General features: G+C 67.5%; 19 protein-coding genes and 1 pseudogene. 9 read left to right on the forward strand and 11 right to left on the reverse strand.

Annotated elements, in window-relative coordinates:
* The first annotated feature begins 64 nt into the window (after nucleotides 1-64).
* The 3 genes from ACSQ89_RS00980 (at nucleotide 65) to ACSQ89_RS00990 (ending at nucleotide 4655) form a co-directional block, all read left to right on the forward strand.
* Nucleotides 65-2089: an acetoacetate--CoA ligase gene (locus ACSQ89_RS00980; RefSeq protein WP_436292282.1), complete on the forward strand. Its 2025-nt coding sequence runs from the start codon at nucleotides 65-67 to the stop codon at nucleotides 2087-2089.
* Nucleotides 2090-2170: 81 nt separating this feature from the next.
* Nucleotides 2171-3385 (forward strand): MFS transporter, encoded by a 1215-nt coding sequence (locus ACSQ89_RS00985; RefSeq protein ID WP_093104479.1) that lies wholly within the window; start codon nucleotides 2171-2173, stop codon nucleotides 3383-3385.
* 109 nt (nucleotides 3386-3494) lie between these two features.
* The gene (locus ACSQ89_RS00990; protein WP_436292283.1) at nucleotides 3495-4655 is read left to right on the forward strand and encodes a mannonate dehydratase; all 1161 of its coding nucleotides are present in this window, start codon (nucleotides 3495-3497) and stop codon (nucleotides 4653-4655) included.
* Here the strand turns inward: ACSQ89_RS00990 and ACSQ89_RS00995 are convergent.
* Entirely contained in the window at nucleotides 4643-5233 is a 591-nt protein-coding gene (locus tag ACSQ89_RS00995) for a dihydrofolate reductase family protein (RefSeq protein WP_436296062.1), read from the reverse strand. The genes ACSQ89_RS00990 and ACSQ89_RS00995 overlap by 13 nt on opposite strands.
* A gap of 92 nt (nucleotides 5234-5325) precedes the next feature.
* On the opposite strand from ACSQ89_RS00995, the gene ACSQ89_RS01000 reads away from it, so the two are divergent.
* Nucleotides 5326-5751, forward strand: a complete 426-nt coding sequence (locus ACSQ89_RS01000; protein WP_093104475.1) for a winged helix-turn-helix transcriptional regulator — start codon at nucleotides 5326-5328, stop codon at nucleotides 5749-5751.
* A 14-nt stretch (nucleotides 5752-5765) separates the two neighbouring features.
* On the opposite strand, the gene ACSQ89_RS01005 is transcribed toward ACSQ89_RS01000, so the two are convergent.
* Nucleotides 5766-6167, reverse strand: a complete 402-nt coding sequence (locus ACSQ89_RS01005) for a phage holin family protein (RefSeq protein ID WP_093104696.1) — start codon at nucleotides 6165-6167, stop codon at nucleotides 5766-5768.
* Between the two features lie 255 nt (nucleotides 6168-6422).
* On the opposite strand from ACSQ89_RS01005, the gene ACSQ89_RS01010 reads away from it, so the two are divergent.
* Nucleotides 6423-7301 (forward strand): Bug family tripartite tricarboxylate transporter substrate binding protein, encoded by an 879-nt coding sequence (locus tag ACSQ89_RS01010; protein ID WP_436292285.1) that lies wholly within the window; start codon nucleotides 6423-6425, stop codon nucleotides 7299-7301.
* Nucleotides 7302-7416: 115 nt separating this feature from the next.
* A complete protein-coding gene (locus ACSQ89_RS01015; protein WP_436292405.1) occupies nucleotides 7417-8532 on the forward strand; it encodes an L-talarate/galactarate dehydratase in 1116 nt (371 codons plus the stop codon).
* A 21-nt stretch (nucleotides 8533-8553) separates the two neighbouring features.
* Here ACSQ89_RS01015 and ACSQ89_RS01020 read toward each other — a convergent pair whose 3' ends face one another.
* On the reverse strand, nucleotides 8554-9141 hold the full coding sequence (locus tag ACSQ89_RS01020) for a hypothetical protein (RefSeq protein ID WP_093104471.1): 588 nt from the start codon (nucleotides 9139-9141) through the stop codon (nucleotides 8554-8556).
* 337 nt (nucleotides 9142-9478) lie between these two features.
* Between ACSQ89_RS01020 and ACSQ89_RS01025 the strand changes: the two genes are divergently transcribed.
* Complete coding sequence (locus tag ACSQ89_RS01025) at nucleotides 9479-10285, forward strand: hypothetical protein (protein WP_436292286.1); 807 nt, start codon at nucleotides 9479-9481, stop codon at nucleotides 10283-10285.
* A 6-nt stretch (nucleotides 10286-10291) separates the two neighbouring features.
* Here the strand turns inward: ACSQ89_RS01025 and ACSQ89_RS01030 are convergent, their stop codons facing one another.
* A complete protein-coding gene (locus ACSQ89_RS01030) occupies nucleotides 10292-10597 on the reverse strand; it encodes a hypothetical protein (protein ID WP_436292287.1) in 306 nt (101 codons plus the stop codon).
* The gene (locus ACSQ89_RS01035; RefSeq protein ID WP_436292288.1) at nucleotides 10594-11481 is read right to left on the reverse strand and encodes a LysR family transcriptional regulator; all 888 of its coding nucleotides are present in this window, start codon (nucleotides 11479-11481) and stop codon (nucleotides 10594-10596) included. Before ACSQ89_RS01035 ends, ACSQ89_RS01030 begins: the two co-directional genes overlap by 4 nt.
* A 119-nt stretch (nucleotides 11482-11600) precedes the next feature.
* On the opposite strand from ACSQ89_RS01035, the gene ACSQ89_RS01040 reads away from it, so the two are divergent.
* Entirely contained in the window at nucleotides 11601-12008 is a 408-nt protein-coding gene (locus ACSQ89_RS01040) for a sel1 repeat family protein (protein ID WP_436292289.1), read from the forward strand.
* Nucleotides 12009-12130: 122 nt separating this feature from the next.
* On the opposite strand, the pseudogene ACSQ89_RS01045 reads toward ACSQ89_RS01040, so the two are convergent.
* A pseudogene (locus ACSQ89_RS01045) lies at nucleotides 12131-12457 on the reverse strand (phytanoyl-CoA dioxygenase family protein); the annotation flags it as partial.
* Between ACSQ89_RS01045 and ACSQ89_RS01050 the strand changes: the two are divergent.
* A complete protein-coding gene (locus ACSQ89_RS01050; protein WP_436292406.1) occupies nucleotides 12338-13864 on the forward strand; it encodes a phospholipase D family protein in 1527 nt (508 codons plus the stop codon). The pseudogene ACSQ89_RS01045 and the gene ACSQ89_RS01050 overlap by 120 nt on opposite strands.
* Nucleotides 13865-13878: 14 nt before the next feature.
* Here the strand turns inward: ACSQ89_RS01050 and ACSQ89_RS01055 are convergent, their stop codons facing one another.
* The 5 genes from ACSQ89_RS01055 to ACSQ89_RS01075 all read right to left on the reverse strand — a co-directional run bounded on the left by ACSQ89_RS01055 (nucleotide 13879) and on the right by ACSQ89_RS01075 (nucleotide 17163).
* Entirely contained in the window at nucleotides 13879-14919 is a 1041-nt protein-coding gene (locus ACSQ89_RS01055; protein WP_436292290.1) for an MBL fold metallo-hydrolase, read from the reverse strand.
* Between the two features lie 14 nt (nucleotides 14920-14933).
* Nucleotides 14934-15593: a peroxiredoxin gene (locus tag ACSQ89_RS01060; protein ID WP_093104462.1), complete on the reverse strand. Its 660-nt coding sequence runs from the start codon at nucleotides 15591-15593 to the stop codon at nucleotides 14934-14936.
* A gap of 93 nt (nucleotides 15594-15686) precedes the next feature.
* Nucleotides 15687-15851, reverse strand: coding sequence for an FmdB family zinc ribbon protein (locus ACSQ89_RS01065; protein ID WP_436292291.1), 165 nt, complete (start codon nucleotides 15849-15851; stop codon nucleotides 15687-15689).
* Between the two features lie 62 nt (nucleotides 15852-15913).
* Entirely contained in the window at nucleotides 15914-16363 is a 450-nt protein-coding gene (locus ACSQ89_RS01070; RefSeq protein WP_436292292.1) for a nuclear transport factor 2 family protein, read from the reverse strand.
* Entirely contained in the window at nucleotides 16360-17163 is an 804-nt protein-coding gene (locus tag ACSQ89_RS01075; RefSeq protein WP_436292293.1) for a ribonuclease activity regulator RraA, read from the reverse strand. Before ACSQ89_RS01075 ends, ACSQ89_RS01070 begins: the two co-directional genes overlap by 4 nt.

The following is a 17163-nucleotide window of genomic DNA, read 5'->3' on the forward strand; positions in this document are numbered from 1 at the left end:
ACTCGTACAAACCCTGTGCTTTCCCGCATTGAAGCCGGGTCCACCGGCGCGTTAGGCTGCGGAGGTGACTCAAACATCCGCCCCCTTCATTCCCCAGATTCGTCTTTATCAAAACTGGCTGCGCGAGAAGCGCGGTCTGAACTTCGATTCGTACGACGCGCTGTGGCGCTGGTCGGTCAGCGATCTCGAAGCCTTCTGGCAGAGCATCTGGGATTTCAGCGACATGCAGTCGCCCACGCCCGCAAGCGCCGTGCTGGCCGACGCGCGCATGCCCGGCGCGCGCTGGTTTCCCGGCGCCCAGGTCAACTACGCGCGCGAGGTGCTGCGCCATGCCGATGCGGCGCATGCGGCCGGCATGCCGGCGATCGTCAGCGAGAACGAGCTGGGCGAAGTGCGCGAGATGTCCTGGCCCGAGCTGCGCCGGCAGATCGCCGCCTGCGCGCTGAGCTTGCGCGAACTCGGCGTGGCACACGGTGATCGCGTGGCGGCCTACATGCCCAACGTGCCCGAGACCATGATCGCCTTCCTCGCGTGCTCGAGCATCGGCGCAGTGTGGAGCGTGTGCGCGCCCGACATGGGAACGGCCGCGGTGGTCGACCGCTTTCGCCAGATCGAGCCCAAGGTGCTGATCGCGGCCGACGGCGTGTACTACGGTGGCAAGGCGCTGGACCGCAGCGCGGTGATCGAGGAACTGCGTGCGGCATTGCCCAGCGTCCAGAAGCTGCTGCTGCTGCGAACGCCCTTCGCTGCGAAGCAGATCGCGGCCGAGCGCGACTGGGCCGCCGCGGTCGCGCGCGACGATGCGCAGACTGCGGCCTTCGAACCCGAGTGGCTGCCGTTCGAACATCCGATCTGGATCGTCTATTCGAGCGGCACCACCGGCCTGCCCAAGCCCATCGTGCACGGGCAGGGCGGCATCCTCGTCAACATGTACGCCTGCGGCCTGCATCACGACCTGGGCCCGAGCTACAGCGCCAACAACTTCGGCGAGCGCTACCACTGGTACAGCTCCACCGGCTGGGTGATGTGGAACTCGCAGCTCTCGGGCCTGGCCTTCGGCGCGACCATCTGCATCTACGACGGCAATCCGGCCGGCAGCAAGGAAAAGCCCGACTGGGGCGTACTCTGGCGCTTCGTCGCGCGGCACCGGGTCACATTCTTCGGCGCCGGCGCGGCCTATTTCGCGAGCTGCATGAAGGCCGGCGTCGAAGCCAAAGACTGCGGCGATCTCTCGCGCGTGCGTGCGCTGGGCAGCACCGGCTCGCCCTTGTCCGAGGAGGTGCAGCGCTGGGGCACGGCGCAGGTGCTCGCGGCCGGCTCGCCCGCCGTCTGGTGGTACAACATTTCGGGCGGCACCGATTTCTGCGGCGCCTTCGTCGGCGGCAACCGCGAACTGCCCGAGGTGCCGGGCCAGATGCAGTGCCGCTTTCTCGGCGCTTCGGTCGAGGCCTGGAACGAGCAGAGCCAGCCGGTGATCGGCGAGGTCGGCGAACTGGTCTGCACCCAGCCCATTCCCTCGATGCCGCTCTATTTCTGGGGCGACGAGGGCAATGCGCGCTACCTCTCCAGCTACTTCGATACCTACCCGGGTGTCTGGCGCCACGGCGACTGGATCAAGATCGGCGAAGACGGCGGCTGCATCATCTACGGCCGCAGCGATGCGACCATCAACCGCCAAGGCTTGCGCATGGGCACCAGCGAAATCTACAGCGCGGTCGAAGGCTTGCCCGAAGTGCTCGACTCGATGGTGGTCGATCTCGAGTACCTCGGCCGCGAAAGCTACATGCCGCTCTTCGTCGTGCTGCGGCCCGGCGTCGCGCTCGACGATGCGATGCGCGCGAAGATCAACCACGCGATCAAGACGCAGCTCTCGCCGCGCTTCCTGCCCAACGACATCTTCCAGGTGGCCGAGATTCCGCGCACCCTCTCGGGCAAGAAGCAGGAGCTGCCGATCAAGAAGCTGCTGCTGGGCCAGCCGATCGAGAAGGTGGTGAACCGCGAGGCCATGGCCAATCCGGGCAGCCTCGAGTGGTACGTGGCCTTCGCCGTGCGGCATGCGCAGGCGCGGAATGCCGAAATAGGACATTGATGCCGCAGCGCAGCAAATAACAGCCGGGCGTGCTAAGGTCGCGTGACCTAGGGTTAACCCCTAATTCGCGACCGCGCCGCCATGTCCGCACCCTCCCTGCCTTCTTCCGCCTCTGCGCCCGGCTTCGTGCGCGCGATGCTCGCGCTCGGCGTCGGCGGCTTCGCCATCGGGACCGGCGAATTCGTCATCATGGGCCTCCTGCCCGAGGTGGCGCGCGACATCGGCACGAGCATTCCGCAGGCCGGCCACGTGATCAGCGCCTATGCGCTGGGCGTGGTGATCGGGGCGCCGGTGCTCGCGGTGCTGGCCGCCGGCTGGCGCCGGCGCGCGCTGCTCATCGCCTTGATGGCGGTGTTCGCGCTCGGCAATTTCGCCAGCGCCCTCGCGCCCGGGTACCTGTCGCTCAATCTGCTGCGCTTCGCGAGCGGCCTGCCGCATGGCACCTACTTCGGCGTCGCAGCGCTGGTGGCGGCCGCGCTGGCGCCGCCGGACCGCCGCGCACGCGCCGTCGGCCTGGTGATGCTGGGACTCACGGGCGCCACGCTGGTCGGCGTGCCCATCGCGGCCTGGCTGGGCCAGCTCTTCGGCTGGCGCGCCGCCTTCGTCTTCGTCGGCCTGATCGCCGTGCTCGCGATGGTGATGCTGCGCCGCGACCTGCCGGACCTGGCCGCGCCCTCGGGCGCCAGCCCGCTGCGCGAACTGGGGGCGCTCAAGCGCAAGCAGGTCTGGCTCACCTTGGGCATCGGCGCGATCGGCTTCGGCGGCATGTTCTCGGTGTTCAGCTACATCAAGCCCACGCTCACCGAAGTGGCGGGTCTGCCCGTGGCCGGCGTGCCGCTGGTGCTCGCGCTGTTCGGCTTCGGCATGGTGGGCGGCAACCTGGTCGGCTCCCGGCTCGCCGACAAGGCGCTGATGCCCACCATCGGCGGCCTGCTGGTCTGGGCGGCGCTGGTGCTGACCACCTTCAGCTTCGCCGCGCATCACGTGGCGACCGCGGCGCTCAACGTGTTCCTGATCGGCACCATCGTTGCCATCGGCCCGGCGCTGCAGATCCGGCTCATGGACGTGGCCGGCGATGCGCAGACGCTGGCCGCCGCGCTCAATCATTCGGCTTTCAACACGGCGAATGCCCTGGGCGCCTGGCTCGGCGGCGCCGCCATCACGGCCGGCCTGGGCTGGACCTCGACCGGCTGGGTGGGCGCCTTGCTCGCGCTGGCGGGGCTTGGCGTGTTCGCCTGGTCGCTGGCGAGCGAGCGCGGCAGCTTGCGCGCGGTCGCTGCGAGCGCGGGCCGCTGATTCCGTCCCGCGGAGTGGGACGCGGCGGTTGCCCGTCTCGCTGAACTTCCGTCTGCGTCTTGGCCCGTGGGCAGGGCGCGTTCCAGAATGTGCACGCACGGAGACAAGCATGTACATCAGCGAACAACTGCTCAACCCCGACGAGCGCCGCCTGCGTTTGTCGACCCAGCTTGGCGTCGAGCACGTGGTGCTCGACAACCGCGGCACCGAGCTGGTCTCGGCCCGCGGCGGCGTGAGCGAATGGGACGCGAGGAAGCTGGCCGACTACCGCCAATGGGTCGAGGGTTTCGGCCTCGAGCTCGACGTGTTTGCGCTCGATGTCGGCTCCATCCTGCTCGATTCGCTGGTCGACCTCGAAGGCGCGAAGAAGCAGCGCGCCACGCTGGCTGCGAACATCCGCAAGGCGGCCGATGCCGGCATCGGCTGCCTCAAGTACAACGTCCAGATGGTGGGCATCACGCGCACCGGCCTCAAGCCGGGACGCGGCGGCGCGCAGAACTCCGGCTTCGTCCACGCCGAGTACTCGGCGGAGGACGACCGCAAGCATTCGTACTGGGGCGTGGGCTATCCCACAAGTCAAGTCAGCCCCCAGGCGTCGAACATACCGACGACGCCCCCCGAGGGGGGCGCGCCGCCTTGGGGCGGCCCGGCGCCGGCGCGGGACGAAGGCGATGCCGAGGCTGCGATGCTCTGCGGGCAGAAGCTGGCGCGCGAGGTGCCGCCGGTCAGCGAGAAGGCCGGCTGGGATGCGATCGAGTTCCTGGTCGAGGGCCTGGTGCCTGCGGCCGACGAAGCCGGCGTGCGGCTGGCCTGCCATCCGCACGACCCGGCCTATCCGGTGGGCGGCTTGAACGGCATCGAGCACGTGCTCGGCTCGGCCGACGGCATTCGCAAGTTTCTTGCGCTGAGCCCGAGCCCGAACCACGGCCTCAACTTCTGCCAGGGCACGGTGGCCGAGATGTTCAGGGAGCCGGGCAAGCACATGATCCCGGTGATCGAGGAGTTCGCCTCCACCGGCCGCATCTTCATGGTCCATTTCCGCAACATCCGCGGCGGGTACCTCGATTTCCAGGAGGTGTTTCCGGACGAGGGCGACGTCGACATGTTCGAGGCCGTCAAGGCCTACCAGCGCGGCGGCTACAAGGGGCCGCTGTGCCCCGACCATGTGCCGGTGTCCGATCTCGACGAGAACCGCGAGCGCTTCATGGCCTTCGCGCTGGGCTACGCGCGCGGACTGCTGCAGGCAGCGGGAGTCGGTCAGGGCGCGTAGCGGTTGACGACGATGCCGCAGTCGTAGGAGGCCGACCCGGTCAGCTGGAGCTGCGGGCCTTCGGTGTGTGCATCCTCGAAGATCGAACGCCCGCTGCCGACGGCCGTCGGATTCACGAAGAACTGGAACTCGTCCACCAGGCCCGCGGCAACGAGCGAAGACGCGAAGCCGACGCCGCCGAAGGCGATGATGTTGCGGCCGGGCCGGCGCTTCAGCGCATTCACCTCGGCGACCATGCTGCCGCGGACGATCTCGGTGCGATCCCACTTCGATGCCTTGAGCTTGCTCGTGAGAACGACCTTGTTCGTCTCGACGATCTTTCGTGCGAAGGCGTAGTGCGGATCCGCAGGATGGTTCTGCGCCACGCGGCCCCATTGGTCGAGATAGCCTTCCTCGACCATCTTGCGGCCGAGCAGGATGCAGTCGATCGATTCGAAGACGGCGTTGAAGTCGCGCTTGAGCTCGTCGTCCCAGTTCCAGTCCTCGCCCCAGTTCCAGACCTGCCAGTCGAGCGCCGGACTGGCGGCGGCGACATAGCCGTCCAGCGACATCTGCATCTGCAGGATGAGTTTTCTCATGCCGGTCTCCTTGAATTATTGATTGCGAAATGCAAGCAGTTGCAGTATCGAAAGATTGATACGAAAATGCAAGCAGTCTTTGAAAGAAAGCAATGGCCATCCAGCAGCGCTCGCTTTGTCCGATCAATCTCGCGCTCGAAATCTTCGGCGACAAGTGGAGCCTCCTGATCGTTCGCGACCTGATGTTCGCCGGCAAGCGGCACTACCGGGAGCTGCTGCAGTCGGAAGAGGGCATCTCTTCGAACATCCTGGCCGAGCGCCTGGGCAAGCTGGTGGAGGCCGGCATCCTCACGAAGGAGGAGGACCCGAGCCACAAGCAGAAGGCGATCTACAGCCTGACGCCGATGGGCGTCGATCTGCTGCCGGTGCTCGCGAACATCGGCATCTGGGGGCGCAAGTACCTTCCGGTCACCAAGGAGAGCGGCGCGAACGCGGCCGCGCTCGAGAAGGGCGGGCCCGCCCTCTGGAAGCAGATGCGCTCAGAACTGCGCCGCACGCATTCGGGCCACGGCGCCTAGCGCGGCCGGGGAACTCACAGCCAGTTCCCGCCTTGCGGCATCTGGATGGTGGTGGCCGGATCGCCGCCACTGAAGAGCGCATCGAAGAGGATGCTCAGCAGCGAGACGAAGATGCTCGCGAACAGCGCGGTCCAGAAGCCGGAGACCTTGAAGCCCTTCACCAGCGCCGCCACCAGCAGCAGCACCAGTGCGTTGATCACCAGCAGGAACAGGCCGAAGGTGAGCAAGGTCAGCGGCAGCGTGAGCACGATCAGGAGCGGCTTGACGATCGCGTTGGCAAAGCCCAGCAGCAGCGCGGAGACCACCAGCGCCGAGGTGCTTTCGAACGTGATGCCGCGGAAGATGTGGCTCGCCACCCAGAGGGAGAAGGCGGTGATGGCCCAGTGGAGGAGAAAGGGGGCCAGGTTGTTCAGCATCTTGCGGATCATATCGGCGCCCCCATCCGCGAGCGGGTCCCACATGCCGGGACGAGCGCGCCGGTGCAGCGCCGGCCGGCCTTGCGACGAGGGCATGGATCACGAGAATGAAAATACATTCGAAAACGGTGATTCCGCGCACCCAAGGAGACAGAGACATGCTCAGCAAGCGATCCTTTTTCATCGCCGGCGCGTTGGCCGGCCTGCTCGCGCTGCCCTTCGCGGCGCAGGCGCAGGACGACTCCGAGCAGGCCGGTGCGGGTGCTCGTCCCGTTCCCGGCCGGCGGGACCAGCGACATCATGGGCCGCCTGATCGCCGAGGAACTCGGCAAGCAGCTCAAGCAGCCCTTCGTGGTCGACAACAAGGGCGGCGCCGGCGGCACCATCGGCACGGCCGAGGCGGCGCGCGCGGCGCCCGATGGCTACACGCTGCTGCTCTCGGGCATCGGCAGCAACGCGATCGCGCACGGCTTCACGCCCAAGCCGAGCTACGACTCCTCGCGCGATTTCATCCAGATCTCGCAGCTCGCCGCGGGGCCGAACGTGCTGGTGGTGCATCCGAGTTTTCCGGCCAAGACCTTCAAGGAGTTCATCGCCTGGGTCAAGGCCAACCCGGGCAAGTTCAGCTACGGGCAGGTCAATTCGTCCTCGGGGCATCTCACGACCGAGTACCTGAAGCAGACCGCGGGGCTCGACATGGTCGGCATCCCCTATAAGGGCGGTGCGCCGGCGCTCAACGACGTGCTGGCCAATCAGATCCCCGGCATGTTCACCAACCAGGACGCGGTGCTGCAGCACGTCAAGGCCGGAAAGCTGCGCGCATTGGTCGTCACCGGCGCCGAGCGCAACCCGCTCTACCCCGATGTGCCCACCGTGGCCGAATCGGGCTACCCGGGCTTCACGGCCGTGTCGTGGACCGGCCTGTCGGCGACCAAGGGCACGCCCCAGGCGGTGGTCGACAAGCTCGAGGCCGCGATGGTCACGGCCTTCTCGCAGCCCGCCGTGCGCGCCAAGCTCGAAGGCAATGGCTTCGTGGTGGTGGCTTCGAAGTCGAGCGACTACAGCGAGTTCGTGAAGAAGGAAATCGAGCGCTGGTCCAAGGTGATTCACACCGCCGGCATCAAGGCCGACTGAATTGCAGCAAGGTCATTCCGCAGACAGACAGGAGTTTCAAGTGAGCACCGAACAAAGCGTTTCCTATGCCCGCCAGGCCGTCGGCGAGCGCACCGCCGCCGATGCGGCCGACCGCATTGACTGGGTCAAGCTGTCGCTGATCTACCTGCCGCTGGCCGTGCCGGTCAGCGATGCCAAGGTGCTCACCGGCCGGCAGAAGCCGCTGACCGAGATCGCCTTCATCTTCGCCGAGCTCCGCACGCGCGACGGCCATGAAGGCATCGGCTTCGGCTACTCCAAGCGCGCCGGCGGCCCCGGCATGTATGCCCATGCGAAGGAGCTGGCGCCCAACCTGCTGGGCGAGGACCCGAACGACATCGCCAGGCTCTTCACCCATCTGCTGTGGGCTGGCGCCTCGATGGGCCGCAGCGGCCTGACCACGCAGGCCATCGCGCCCTTCGACATCGCGCTGTGGGACCTGAAGGCCAAGCGCGCCGGGCTGCCGCTGGCCAAGCTGCTGGGCGCGCAGCGCAACTCGGTCCAGTGCTACAACACCTCGGGCGGCTACCTGCACACACCGCTCGAACAGGTACTCAAGAACGTCGGGATCTCGCGCGAGAGCGGCATCGGCGGCATCAAGATCAAGGTCGGCCAGCCCGACATCGCGACCGACCTGAAGCGCGTCGCGGCCGTGCGCGAACTGCTGGGCCCCGACTTCCACCTGATGGTCGACGCCAACCAGCAATGGGACCGCACCACGGCCCAGCGCGTGTGCCGCCGCCTCGAAGAACACAACCTCACCTGGATCGAAGAGCCGCTGGATGCCTACGACATCGAAGGCCATGCCGCGCTCGCCGCCTCGCTCGACACGCCGATCGCCACCGGCGAGATGCTCACCAGCTTCGGCGAGCATGCGCAGCTGATCATGGGCAACGCGAGCGACTTCGTGCAGCCCGATGCGCCGCGCGTGGGCGGCATCACGCCCTTCCTGCAGATCATGCAGCTCGCCGACTTCAAGGGCCGCAAGCTCGCGCCGCATTTCGCGATGGAGATCCACCTGCACCTGGCCGCGGCCTATCCGCAGGAGCCCTGGCTGGAACACTTCGAATGGCTGGAGCCGATGTTCAACGAACGCCTGCAGCTGAGGGACGGCCGCATGTGGGTGCCGGACCGGCCGGGCCTGGGCTTCAGCCTCAGCGAGCAGGCGCTGGCCTGGACGGCGGACAGCGCGGAGTTTGGCAAGCGGCCCTGAGCGCTTGCGTTCGCCCCGGCGCTACTCGTTCGCGTCGGCGGACGGCGCCGGGCGCGAGAAAAGGCGCCGCACCCACGACTCCGAGCGCGAAAGCTTCGCCTTGGCGGCAGCGGCTTCCCGCCCGTTGTAGTAGGCCTCGCGCTCGGCCTGGAGCACCGAAGCGAGGGCCGCGAGATTCGTCGGGTTGTATTCCCACAGCCCGGCGACCACGAAGTGGCCCATGTGCTCGGCGTCGGGCTTGGGCGTGATCATGATGTGGCCGGCGCCGATGCTCTGCAGAAACGCGGAGCGCGCGCCGGCGAGCCGCATGCCGTCGCCGTAGCCCTCGATCTGGCGGCTCAGCGAAAGGCTGATCGCCTGCACGGAGGTGAAGTTCTCGGCGACGAACATCACCATCTCGACCAGCGCGAGCTTGCTGATTTCCAGCTTCTGCTGGCTGACGAGGATCGATGGCGTGAAGTGCTCGATGTGGACCTCGGTGCCTTCGCGGTTCACGGGAACCGGATCCAGGATGCCGATATGTGTCGAGCCGTCGAACAGGTGCATGGGAGCGCCGAGCACGTAGGGGCTCGATTCGGGCCCCGTGATTCGCAGTTTCGCTGTGCTCATGATTCCCTTGCGTGCCTTCGACTTTAGACGCGAGTGCCTCTTCGCGGGCTCTCTTTGTCGCCGATTTCGGCAATTTTGTGACTATTTGGCGATCATGGAGGGCACCGGGGGCCTCGTCTTCCGCCATACGGCCTATGGCGCCGGGTCGCGCTTGCGCATACCGGCGGTAGCATGTCTACCTTTTGCTTACTTTGTGTAACGGTTTGTACTCTAGACCCCACTCTTGGGGTTCGAGAGGCAGATACAACTTGCGTCGTAACTGAGCAAGTGGAGTAATGCGCAGGCCGGCGAGATTTCGCGACGCTTGCCGGCTCCCCATCACTTCAAGGACACAGTCATGCAACTCTCCGAACTCAAGGAATATCAGGACCAACTCGTGCTGCACCTGGAAGCGTCCGGCCTGAACGTGAGCTTCGGCGACGATCTGGCGGTGCTGCTGAAGACCTATGAAGTCGCCACGGGCACCGGCTACGTCCAGCTTCCTTTCGTTCTGGAAGATCCGAAAGACTTCAATCCCTACAACTTCTGGGTCTGCTTCGACGACGGCAACGCACCCGTGGCGCTGACCGGCTTCCGGACCATGCAGAACAGCGGCGAGACCCGGCGTGTCGGAGAGGCCTACAGCCGGGGCGCGCTCTACCGCCCCAAGAAGCCCGAAGGCTGGTTTCCGGACAGCGGCCCCGAGCTCAGGCCGCACGCGTTGTACGGCTACATCGGCGCCGGCTGGGTGCATCCCCGCTTCCGCGGCCACAATCTCGCCGGCTTCATCGCCCGCATCGCGCAGTCCGAAGCGCTGATGCGGACCCGGGGAACGCTGTCGATGTCGACGGCGATGACTGCGGAGGCGCTGTTCCGCTCCGGCATGAACCTGCGGGCCAGCGGCCTGCATCACCTGCACGTCGAGCAGGTGCTCGGCGGCTACCTGGCCATCGCGGACCACGACATGAAGCTCTTCCTGTCGTACAGCACCGGTACCGAGCTGATGAGCTTTTACGAGCGCGAGCTGGCCATGCTTCGCGAGGGCGAGGTCATCCCCTGGCTGCACGAACACGACAAGGCGTCGGCCGAGGAAGTGATCGCCGCCGTCCCGCAACGCACCAGCGAAGAGGTGCCCGTCAGTACCATGGCCGGCCTGCTGGTCTGAGAGAAGTCAGGGCCCACTCTCCAGCGCGAAGCGCAGGCTGAAGGCCGCGCAGAATTCCCGCGTCCCGCTGATCGACAGCGTGACCGTGCGCCAGCCGGCTTCCTGCGTGTCCTGCAGGTCGTAGTCCCAGTCGCCGCCGTCGCCCACCGGGCCGCGGCGATCCGGAAAGCTGGCGCTCGCCCAATCGAGCACCAGGGCGATCTCCGCATCCACGGCTGCCGCCTGATCCGGCGCCGTGGAGGCCATCGCGTCGAAGGCACCGATGCCCTGTGTGTCCTCGCTGTACTCGAAATCCAGGTAGTTCAGCGTCATGGCGCCTCCAGCAGGTGGCGCAGCATGAGCTGCGCATTGGAAGGCAGGTCTTCGCGGCGGCGCACGCAGACCATCAGGTTGCGCACGGCCCAGTCGTCGGTGAGCGCGATGCGCGCGATCTTCATCGACCTGGCGCAGCGCGCGGCCACCGTCTGCGGCACGATGCCGACGCCGATCCCTTGTTCGACCATGCGGCAGACCGCTTCGAGGTGGCGCACGCGCACGCGGTAGGCAAGCCGCCGGCCCAGGCGCTTCGCGTGGTGCGAGACGAGTTCCTGCAGCGGGCTGCTGCCGGTCAGGCCGACGAACTCGCGGTCCACCATGTCGCGCAGCGCCGCCCGGCGCCGCTTCGCCAGCGCGTCGCCGCGCGGCACCACCAGCACCAGGTGGTCCTCCCTGAAGACGAAGCTCTCCAGGCCGGCCAGGTCCACCGCGTCCGACACGATGCCGATGTCGCCGAGCTCGCTGCGCAGCGCCTCGACGATGTCGTGGCTGGCGCGCTCTTCCAGGTCGACCGAGATGCGCGGATGGAGCGCCAGGAAGCTGCTCAACGCCTCGTGCAGATGCTCCGTGAGGGCCGAGGTATTGCACAGCAGCCGCACATGGCCCTTGAGCCCCGCCCCGTATTCGCCCAGTTCGCCGTGCATTCGCTCCATCTGCAGCAGCACGGCGCGCGCATGGTGCAGCAAGGTCCGACCGGCCTCCGTCGGCTCCACGCCGCGCGGGTCGCGCACCAGCAGCGCGACGCCGAGTTCGGCCTCCATGCCGCGCACGCGCTCGCTGGCCGAGGCCAGCGTCATGTGCGTGCGCTCCGCGCCGCCGGTGATCGTGCCGGCCTGGACGACGTTCTGGAAAAGCCGCAAGTCGGTGAGGTCGAAGCGCATGGCATCACCGTATCACGCAGCCCTCAGCCGCTGCCTGAGGCGGCCTTCGCAACTTCCGCATTTTCAGAGGAGGCGCTGGCACGACAGACTGGGCGCCCCATGCTTCCAAGGAGAGATCGATGAACAGCGAATGGCATGCAAGCCTGCGGATCGGCTGGCGCTGCGCGCGGGTCGCCGCGACGGTAGCGATCGCCCTCGCATCGATGCCGAGCGGCGCCGCTGGCACGGCCGCAGTGCCGCTGACGCCCGAACAGCGCTTTGCGCTGGCGCTGGAAGCGCAGACCGAGAAGGACTACCGCGCCATGCTGCGCTGGCTGCGCACATCGGCGGAAGCCGGCTTTCGCCCTGCGCAGGAGATGCTGGGCATGGCCCTGCTGGGCGGACCGGCGCTGTTCGGCAACGCGGTGCAGCGCCAGCCCTGCGAAGCGCTGGACTGGTTCATTCGCGCCGCCGACCAGGGCAGCGAGATCGGCCGGGCGCATCGCAACCTGCTGAACCGGCAGCCGCTGGGCCGGCGCTGCCGCTGAAAGCTCAGCCGGCCGGCTGCCATGCGCTGATTGAGCGTGAGGTCGGTCCGGTCCTCGTGCAGGTGCGGATGCAGCACGCCGACCCGGTGCGAACGCGGGATCACGCGCAGGCAGCAATTCTCTACAGTCGATTCCTCGAGCGCCACCCACGTGCAATTGGCCAGCGGCCGGATCGGCCAGTAGTGGCCGTCCTGGTGCCAGGGCGTTTCGTAACCCCCGGCGGCCGGCTTGATGCTGCCTGCCGGCTGTGGCACGCTGGCGCGAAGAGTGAGGTCCACATGCCGACCCGAGCCGTGGCTGCGCTGAGTGCCCTTGTGCTGTCGCTGCTGATGTGCGGCTGTGCCAGCCTGCCGAGCGTCGTCGAACGGCCGGTATCGACCAGCATCGCGGCCCCGGCCGATGCGCCTCTGCCGGCGCTCGCGCGCGAGCTGGCCATCCCGCCGGGCCAGTCGGCGCTGCGCTCGATCCCGATGCCGCATCACGCGCTCGCGGCCCGGCTCGAACTGATCGCCCGCGCGCAAAGCTCGCTCGACCTGCAGACCTACCACATCGCCGACGACGCCACCGGCCGGCTGTTGCTGCGCGCGCTGCGCGATGCGGCCGAGCGCGGCGTGCGCGTGCGCCTGCTCGTCGACGATTTCCATACCGAAGGCCTGGACGAGCTGCTGCTCGGCCTGGCCGCCCACCCCGGGGCGGAGGTGCGCCTGTTCAATCCCTTCGCCTACGGCCGCGACGCGTCGCCGGTGCGGCTGTGGCAGTTCCTCACCGACTTCGGCCGCCTCAACCACCGCATGCACAACAAGCTCTTCGTCGCCGACGGCGTCTTCGCCATCGCCGGCGGGCGCAACCTGGTCGACGACTACTTCCTGCGCAGCGCGCGGTCCAACTTCATCGACTTCGATCTGCTCGCGGCCGGCGCGCTCGTGCCCGAGCTCTCGCGCTCCTTCGATGCCTACTGGAACAGCGAACGCGTCTACCCGCTGCAGGCGGTGGCGGGCAACCGCCTCAATGCGGCGCAGCGCCGGGCGCGCTTCGAGCAGCGGACCGCGGGCGATACCAGGGGCTCGGTGCCGGGGCTCTCGGAGGTGGCCGCCGGCAACGCGCTGCGGCCGCGTCCGGACCCGAGCGACGAGGGCCCGTTCGGCTTCTTCATCGCTCCGGCGGGTGCCTTTGCGGACGCGCCGGTCAAGCTGCGCAACGACAGCTACGAGCCGGGCGCGGACTCGGTCACCGGCCGGCTGATCCGTCTGCTGGCCACCGAAGCGAAGTCGGAAGTTATCCTGGTCTCGCCCTACTTCGTGCCCGGACGCGTCGGCATGGCGCATCTGCGGCAGCTGCGTGCGCGCGGTGTCGACGTGCGCATCTTCACCAACGCCACCGGCGTCAGCGACGAGCCGCTGGTCGGCGCCGGCTACGAGCCCTACCGCCTCGAGATGCTGCGCCTGGGGGTGCGGGTGTTCGAGGTCACCTCGGGGCGCCTCAAGCGCGACGCCGGCCTGCGCAGCGTGCTCGGCAGCTCGACCGGCCGGCTGCATGCCAAGCTCGGCTTCGTCGACCGGAAGATCCTGCTGGCCGGCTCCCTGAACCTGGACGGCCGCTCGGCGTTGATCAATACCGAGCTGGGCTTGCTGGTGCGCAGCCCCGGGCTCGTTGCGCAGCTGCTGGACTTCTACCGCGTCGACACCAACGTCGGCGTCTACGAAGTCCGCCTCAAGCCCGATGGACAGAGCCTCGAATGGATCGGCCTCGATCCGGAGGGCGAACCGGAACGGCTCGACGAGGAGCCGGAATCGACCTGGCTGCTGCGGCTCAAGCTGCGCCTGATATCGCTGTTCGTGCCGGAGGAGCAGCTTTAGCGACGGCCGCGAGCTCAGGGCTCGCGCCCGGCTTTCAGCGGATAACCCGCCTCGCGCCAGGCCTTCATGCCGCCATCGAGCGCGACCGCGTGCAGGAAGCCCATGTCGCGCAAGGTTGCGGCCGCCAGCGTCGAGATGTAGCCCAGCTCGCAGCAGCTCAGGATGCGCCGCGTGGGATCGGGCAGGTCCTGGTTGACGCGCAGCTCCAGCTGGCCGCGCGGCAGCAGGCGCGCGCCGGGAATGTGGCCGCCCTCGTAGGCCTCGCGCTCGCGCACGTCGAGCACGATGAGATCGTCCTCGCCGGCCTCCACGCGCGTCTTGAGCTCGGCCAGCGACATGAAGGGCACCGTCGCGCCCGCTTCGGCCAGGAGGCGCGCCACCGTCTTGCCGCCGCTCATGTTGGTGCGCAGCGCCTCGGTCACATGTGTGGGCATCGTGAGATTGAGGCTGTTCATCATTTCGACGAACTCGGCGCGCTCGCGCTTCTGCAGGCGCGGGTTCGATGCCAGCTCCTCGCCGATGGTCGAATGCGTGCGTCCTTTGTAGTCATGCGCCGGACAGACTTTGAGCGCCGGGTCCAGGCGCAGCACGCGGTTGAACAGGCTGTCGTAGAGCGCTTCCGGGTCGCCGCTGGGCAGGTCGGTGCGGCCGGTGGCGCCGATGAGCAGCGTGTCGCCGGTGAACAGCCGGTCTTCCACCTGCAGGCACATCGAGTCGGCGGTGTGGCCCGGCGTGTGCAGCACTTGCAGCCTGAGCTTGCCCAACACGATCATCTCGCCGTCGCCCAGCCGCATGTCGACGAAGGGAGCCGGGCTCTTGCGGTGCATCACCACCGGCACCTTGAGCTGGCGCGCGAGTTCGTGCGTGGCCGAGAAGTGGTCGGCATGCGTGTGGGTGTCGATCAGGTAGCGGATGCGCACGCCGTCGCGGGCGGCGAGCGCGATGTAGTGGTCGATCTGGCTCAGTTCCGGATCGATCAGCGCGGCGACGCAGCTCTGGTCGCAACCGACGAGGTAGGACTGGCAGCCCCCGGTCGCGACCTGTTCGAAGAGCATGCCGCGCTCCCGGTTCAGCCCGGTTGCTTGACCACCCGCAGGTAGGGCTTGGGCGCGTCCCAGCCGCCCGGGAACAGCTTCTTCGCGTCGTCGTCCGACACCGAGCCGGCGATGATCACGTCCTCGCCCTGCTTCCAGTTCACCGGCGTGGCGACCTTGTGCTTGGCGGTCAGCTGCATCGAGTCGAGCACGCGCAGGATTTCGTCGAAGTTGCGCCCGGTGGTCATCGGGTAGGTCAGCATCAGCTTGATCTTCTTGTCCGGGCCGATGATGAAGACCGAGCGCACGGTTGCGTTGGTGGCGGCGGTGCGGCCCTCGGAGGTGCCGGGTTCCTCGGCCGGCAGCATGTTGTAGCGCTTGGCCACGGCGAGGTCGGTGTCGCCGATCATTGGGTAGGTCGGCAGGTAGCCCTGCGTTTCCTCGATGTCCTTGGACCAGCGGTCATGGGCATCCACCGGATCGATGCTCAGGCCGATCAGCTTGGCGTTGCGCTTGGTGAACTCGGGCTCGATCTTCGCCATGTAGCCCAACTCGGTGGTGCACACCGGCGTGAAGTCCTTGGGGTGCGAGAACAGGATCGCCCATTGGTCGCCGATCCATTCGTGGAAGTTGATATCCCCCTTGGTCGTCTTGGCCGTGAAGTTGGGGGCTTCGTCGTTGATGCGCAGTGACATGTTCGCTCCTCGAAAAAGGTTTGACCTACAACAAACGCGTGCTGCCGACGATGCGGCAAGCCTCAAAGCATAGAAGAGCGCCGGGCCGGATGCCTAGCTCTTCTTGGATGTCCTGGCAAAGAATTGTGTCGGCACCGGCTGGACCGTCTCGCTGCCGCATTTGGGGCAGCGCAAATGGACGGTGGCATGCTCGGCAACATGTTCGGCGTGCTCGAAGATCTCGCCGCATTTCTGGCAACGGTACTGGTAGGTAGGCATCGCGCGTCTCCATCCTTGACCGGGACTCGGGGACTCGGGGACCCGGGACGCGATTCTCTTCCTTATTCGCTCTTCAGGTGATAGCCGCGACCCGCATAGTCGAAATCGACCAGCTCGTTGATCGCCACGCTCTTGTCCGCCGGCGAGGCGTAGTAGGCGCGGATCTCGGCGATCCGGCCGCTTTCGGGATCGAACTCGTACCACTCGGCGCCGCGCAGGGCGGTGCCGCTCCTGTTCTTCCAGTGGGTCCACTCGATCATGGCCTCGGGCTTGTCGTGGCTCACGATGATGCGCTCGATGGTCCACTGCGAGCCCAGGGTCTCGACGCACCATTGCCATTTCTTCGCGATGGTGTCGGCCGTGCGCCAGGGAATCTCGGGCAGGCCGGCGGGGAAGTAGTGCACCGCGTCGGGCGTGAAGCAGTCGACCAGCGCCTGGTAGTCGGCGGCGTTGCAGGCGTCGAAATAGCGGCGGATGAGGGCTTCGTAATAAGCGGGGGTGAAGGCGGTCATAGCGGTCTCTGGTTGGTAACGAGAGGCGGGCGGCCGGCGGCGACCCATTCGCGGTGCTGCTGGCGCGTCGCCTCGCTCGGCGGATAGAGGCCCCACAGCGCCTCGCCGGCGCGCACGCGCAGCGCGAGATAGGCCTCGATGTCGTCGCGCTGCTCGCACAGATCGGCCATCTCCTCGGCCAGGTGCGCCGGGATCACGGTGATGTTGTCGCCGTCGCCGTGGATCACGTCGCCCGGGTAGATGGCCACGCCCGCGCAGCCGATCGGCACCTGCAGGTCCGCCACGTGGTGGAAGGCCAGCCGGGTGGTCGCGGTCACGCCGGTGCACCAGATCGGAAAGTTCATCTCCCTGAGCTCGGTGCCGTCGCGGAAGCTGCCGTCGGTGACCACGCCGCGGGCGCCGCGCATCATCATCCGCGTGATGAGCATGTTGCCCATCGAGGCGGCGCGGCCGTCCTTGTTGCTGTCGATCACCAGCACGTGGCCCGGCTCGAGCTGCTCGACGCCCACCCACTGCAGGTTGTCGGCGCTCGGTTCGGTCTTGAGGTTGCCGTAGACGTCGACGTCCTCGCGCGCCGGGATGAAGCGCATCGTGTAGGCGCGGCCCGCGAAAGGCTTGATCCTCCGGTTGAGCGGCGTCAGGCCATGCAGCACCGGCTGGCGAAAGCCCTTGATGTAGAGCTGCGTGGTCAGCGAGCCGCTGCTGGCGCGGGCCAGGCGGTCGAGCACCGCGTCGGGCACATGGGGCGCCGGCGGGCGCTGCGGAATCGCGGCAGGCGGCAAGGGAGCGTGGGCGGTCAT

The organism is Variovorax sp. LjRoot175 (genome assembly GCF_964253805.1).
Classification (GTDB): domain Bacteria; phylum Pseudomonadota; class Gammaproteobacteria; order Burkholderiales; family Burkholderiaceae_C; genus Variovorax.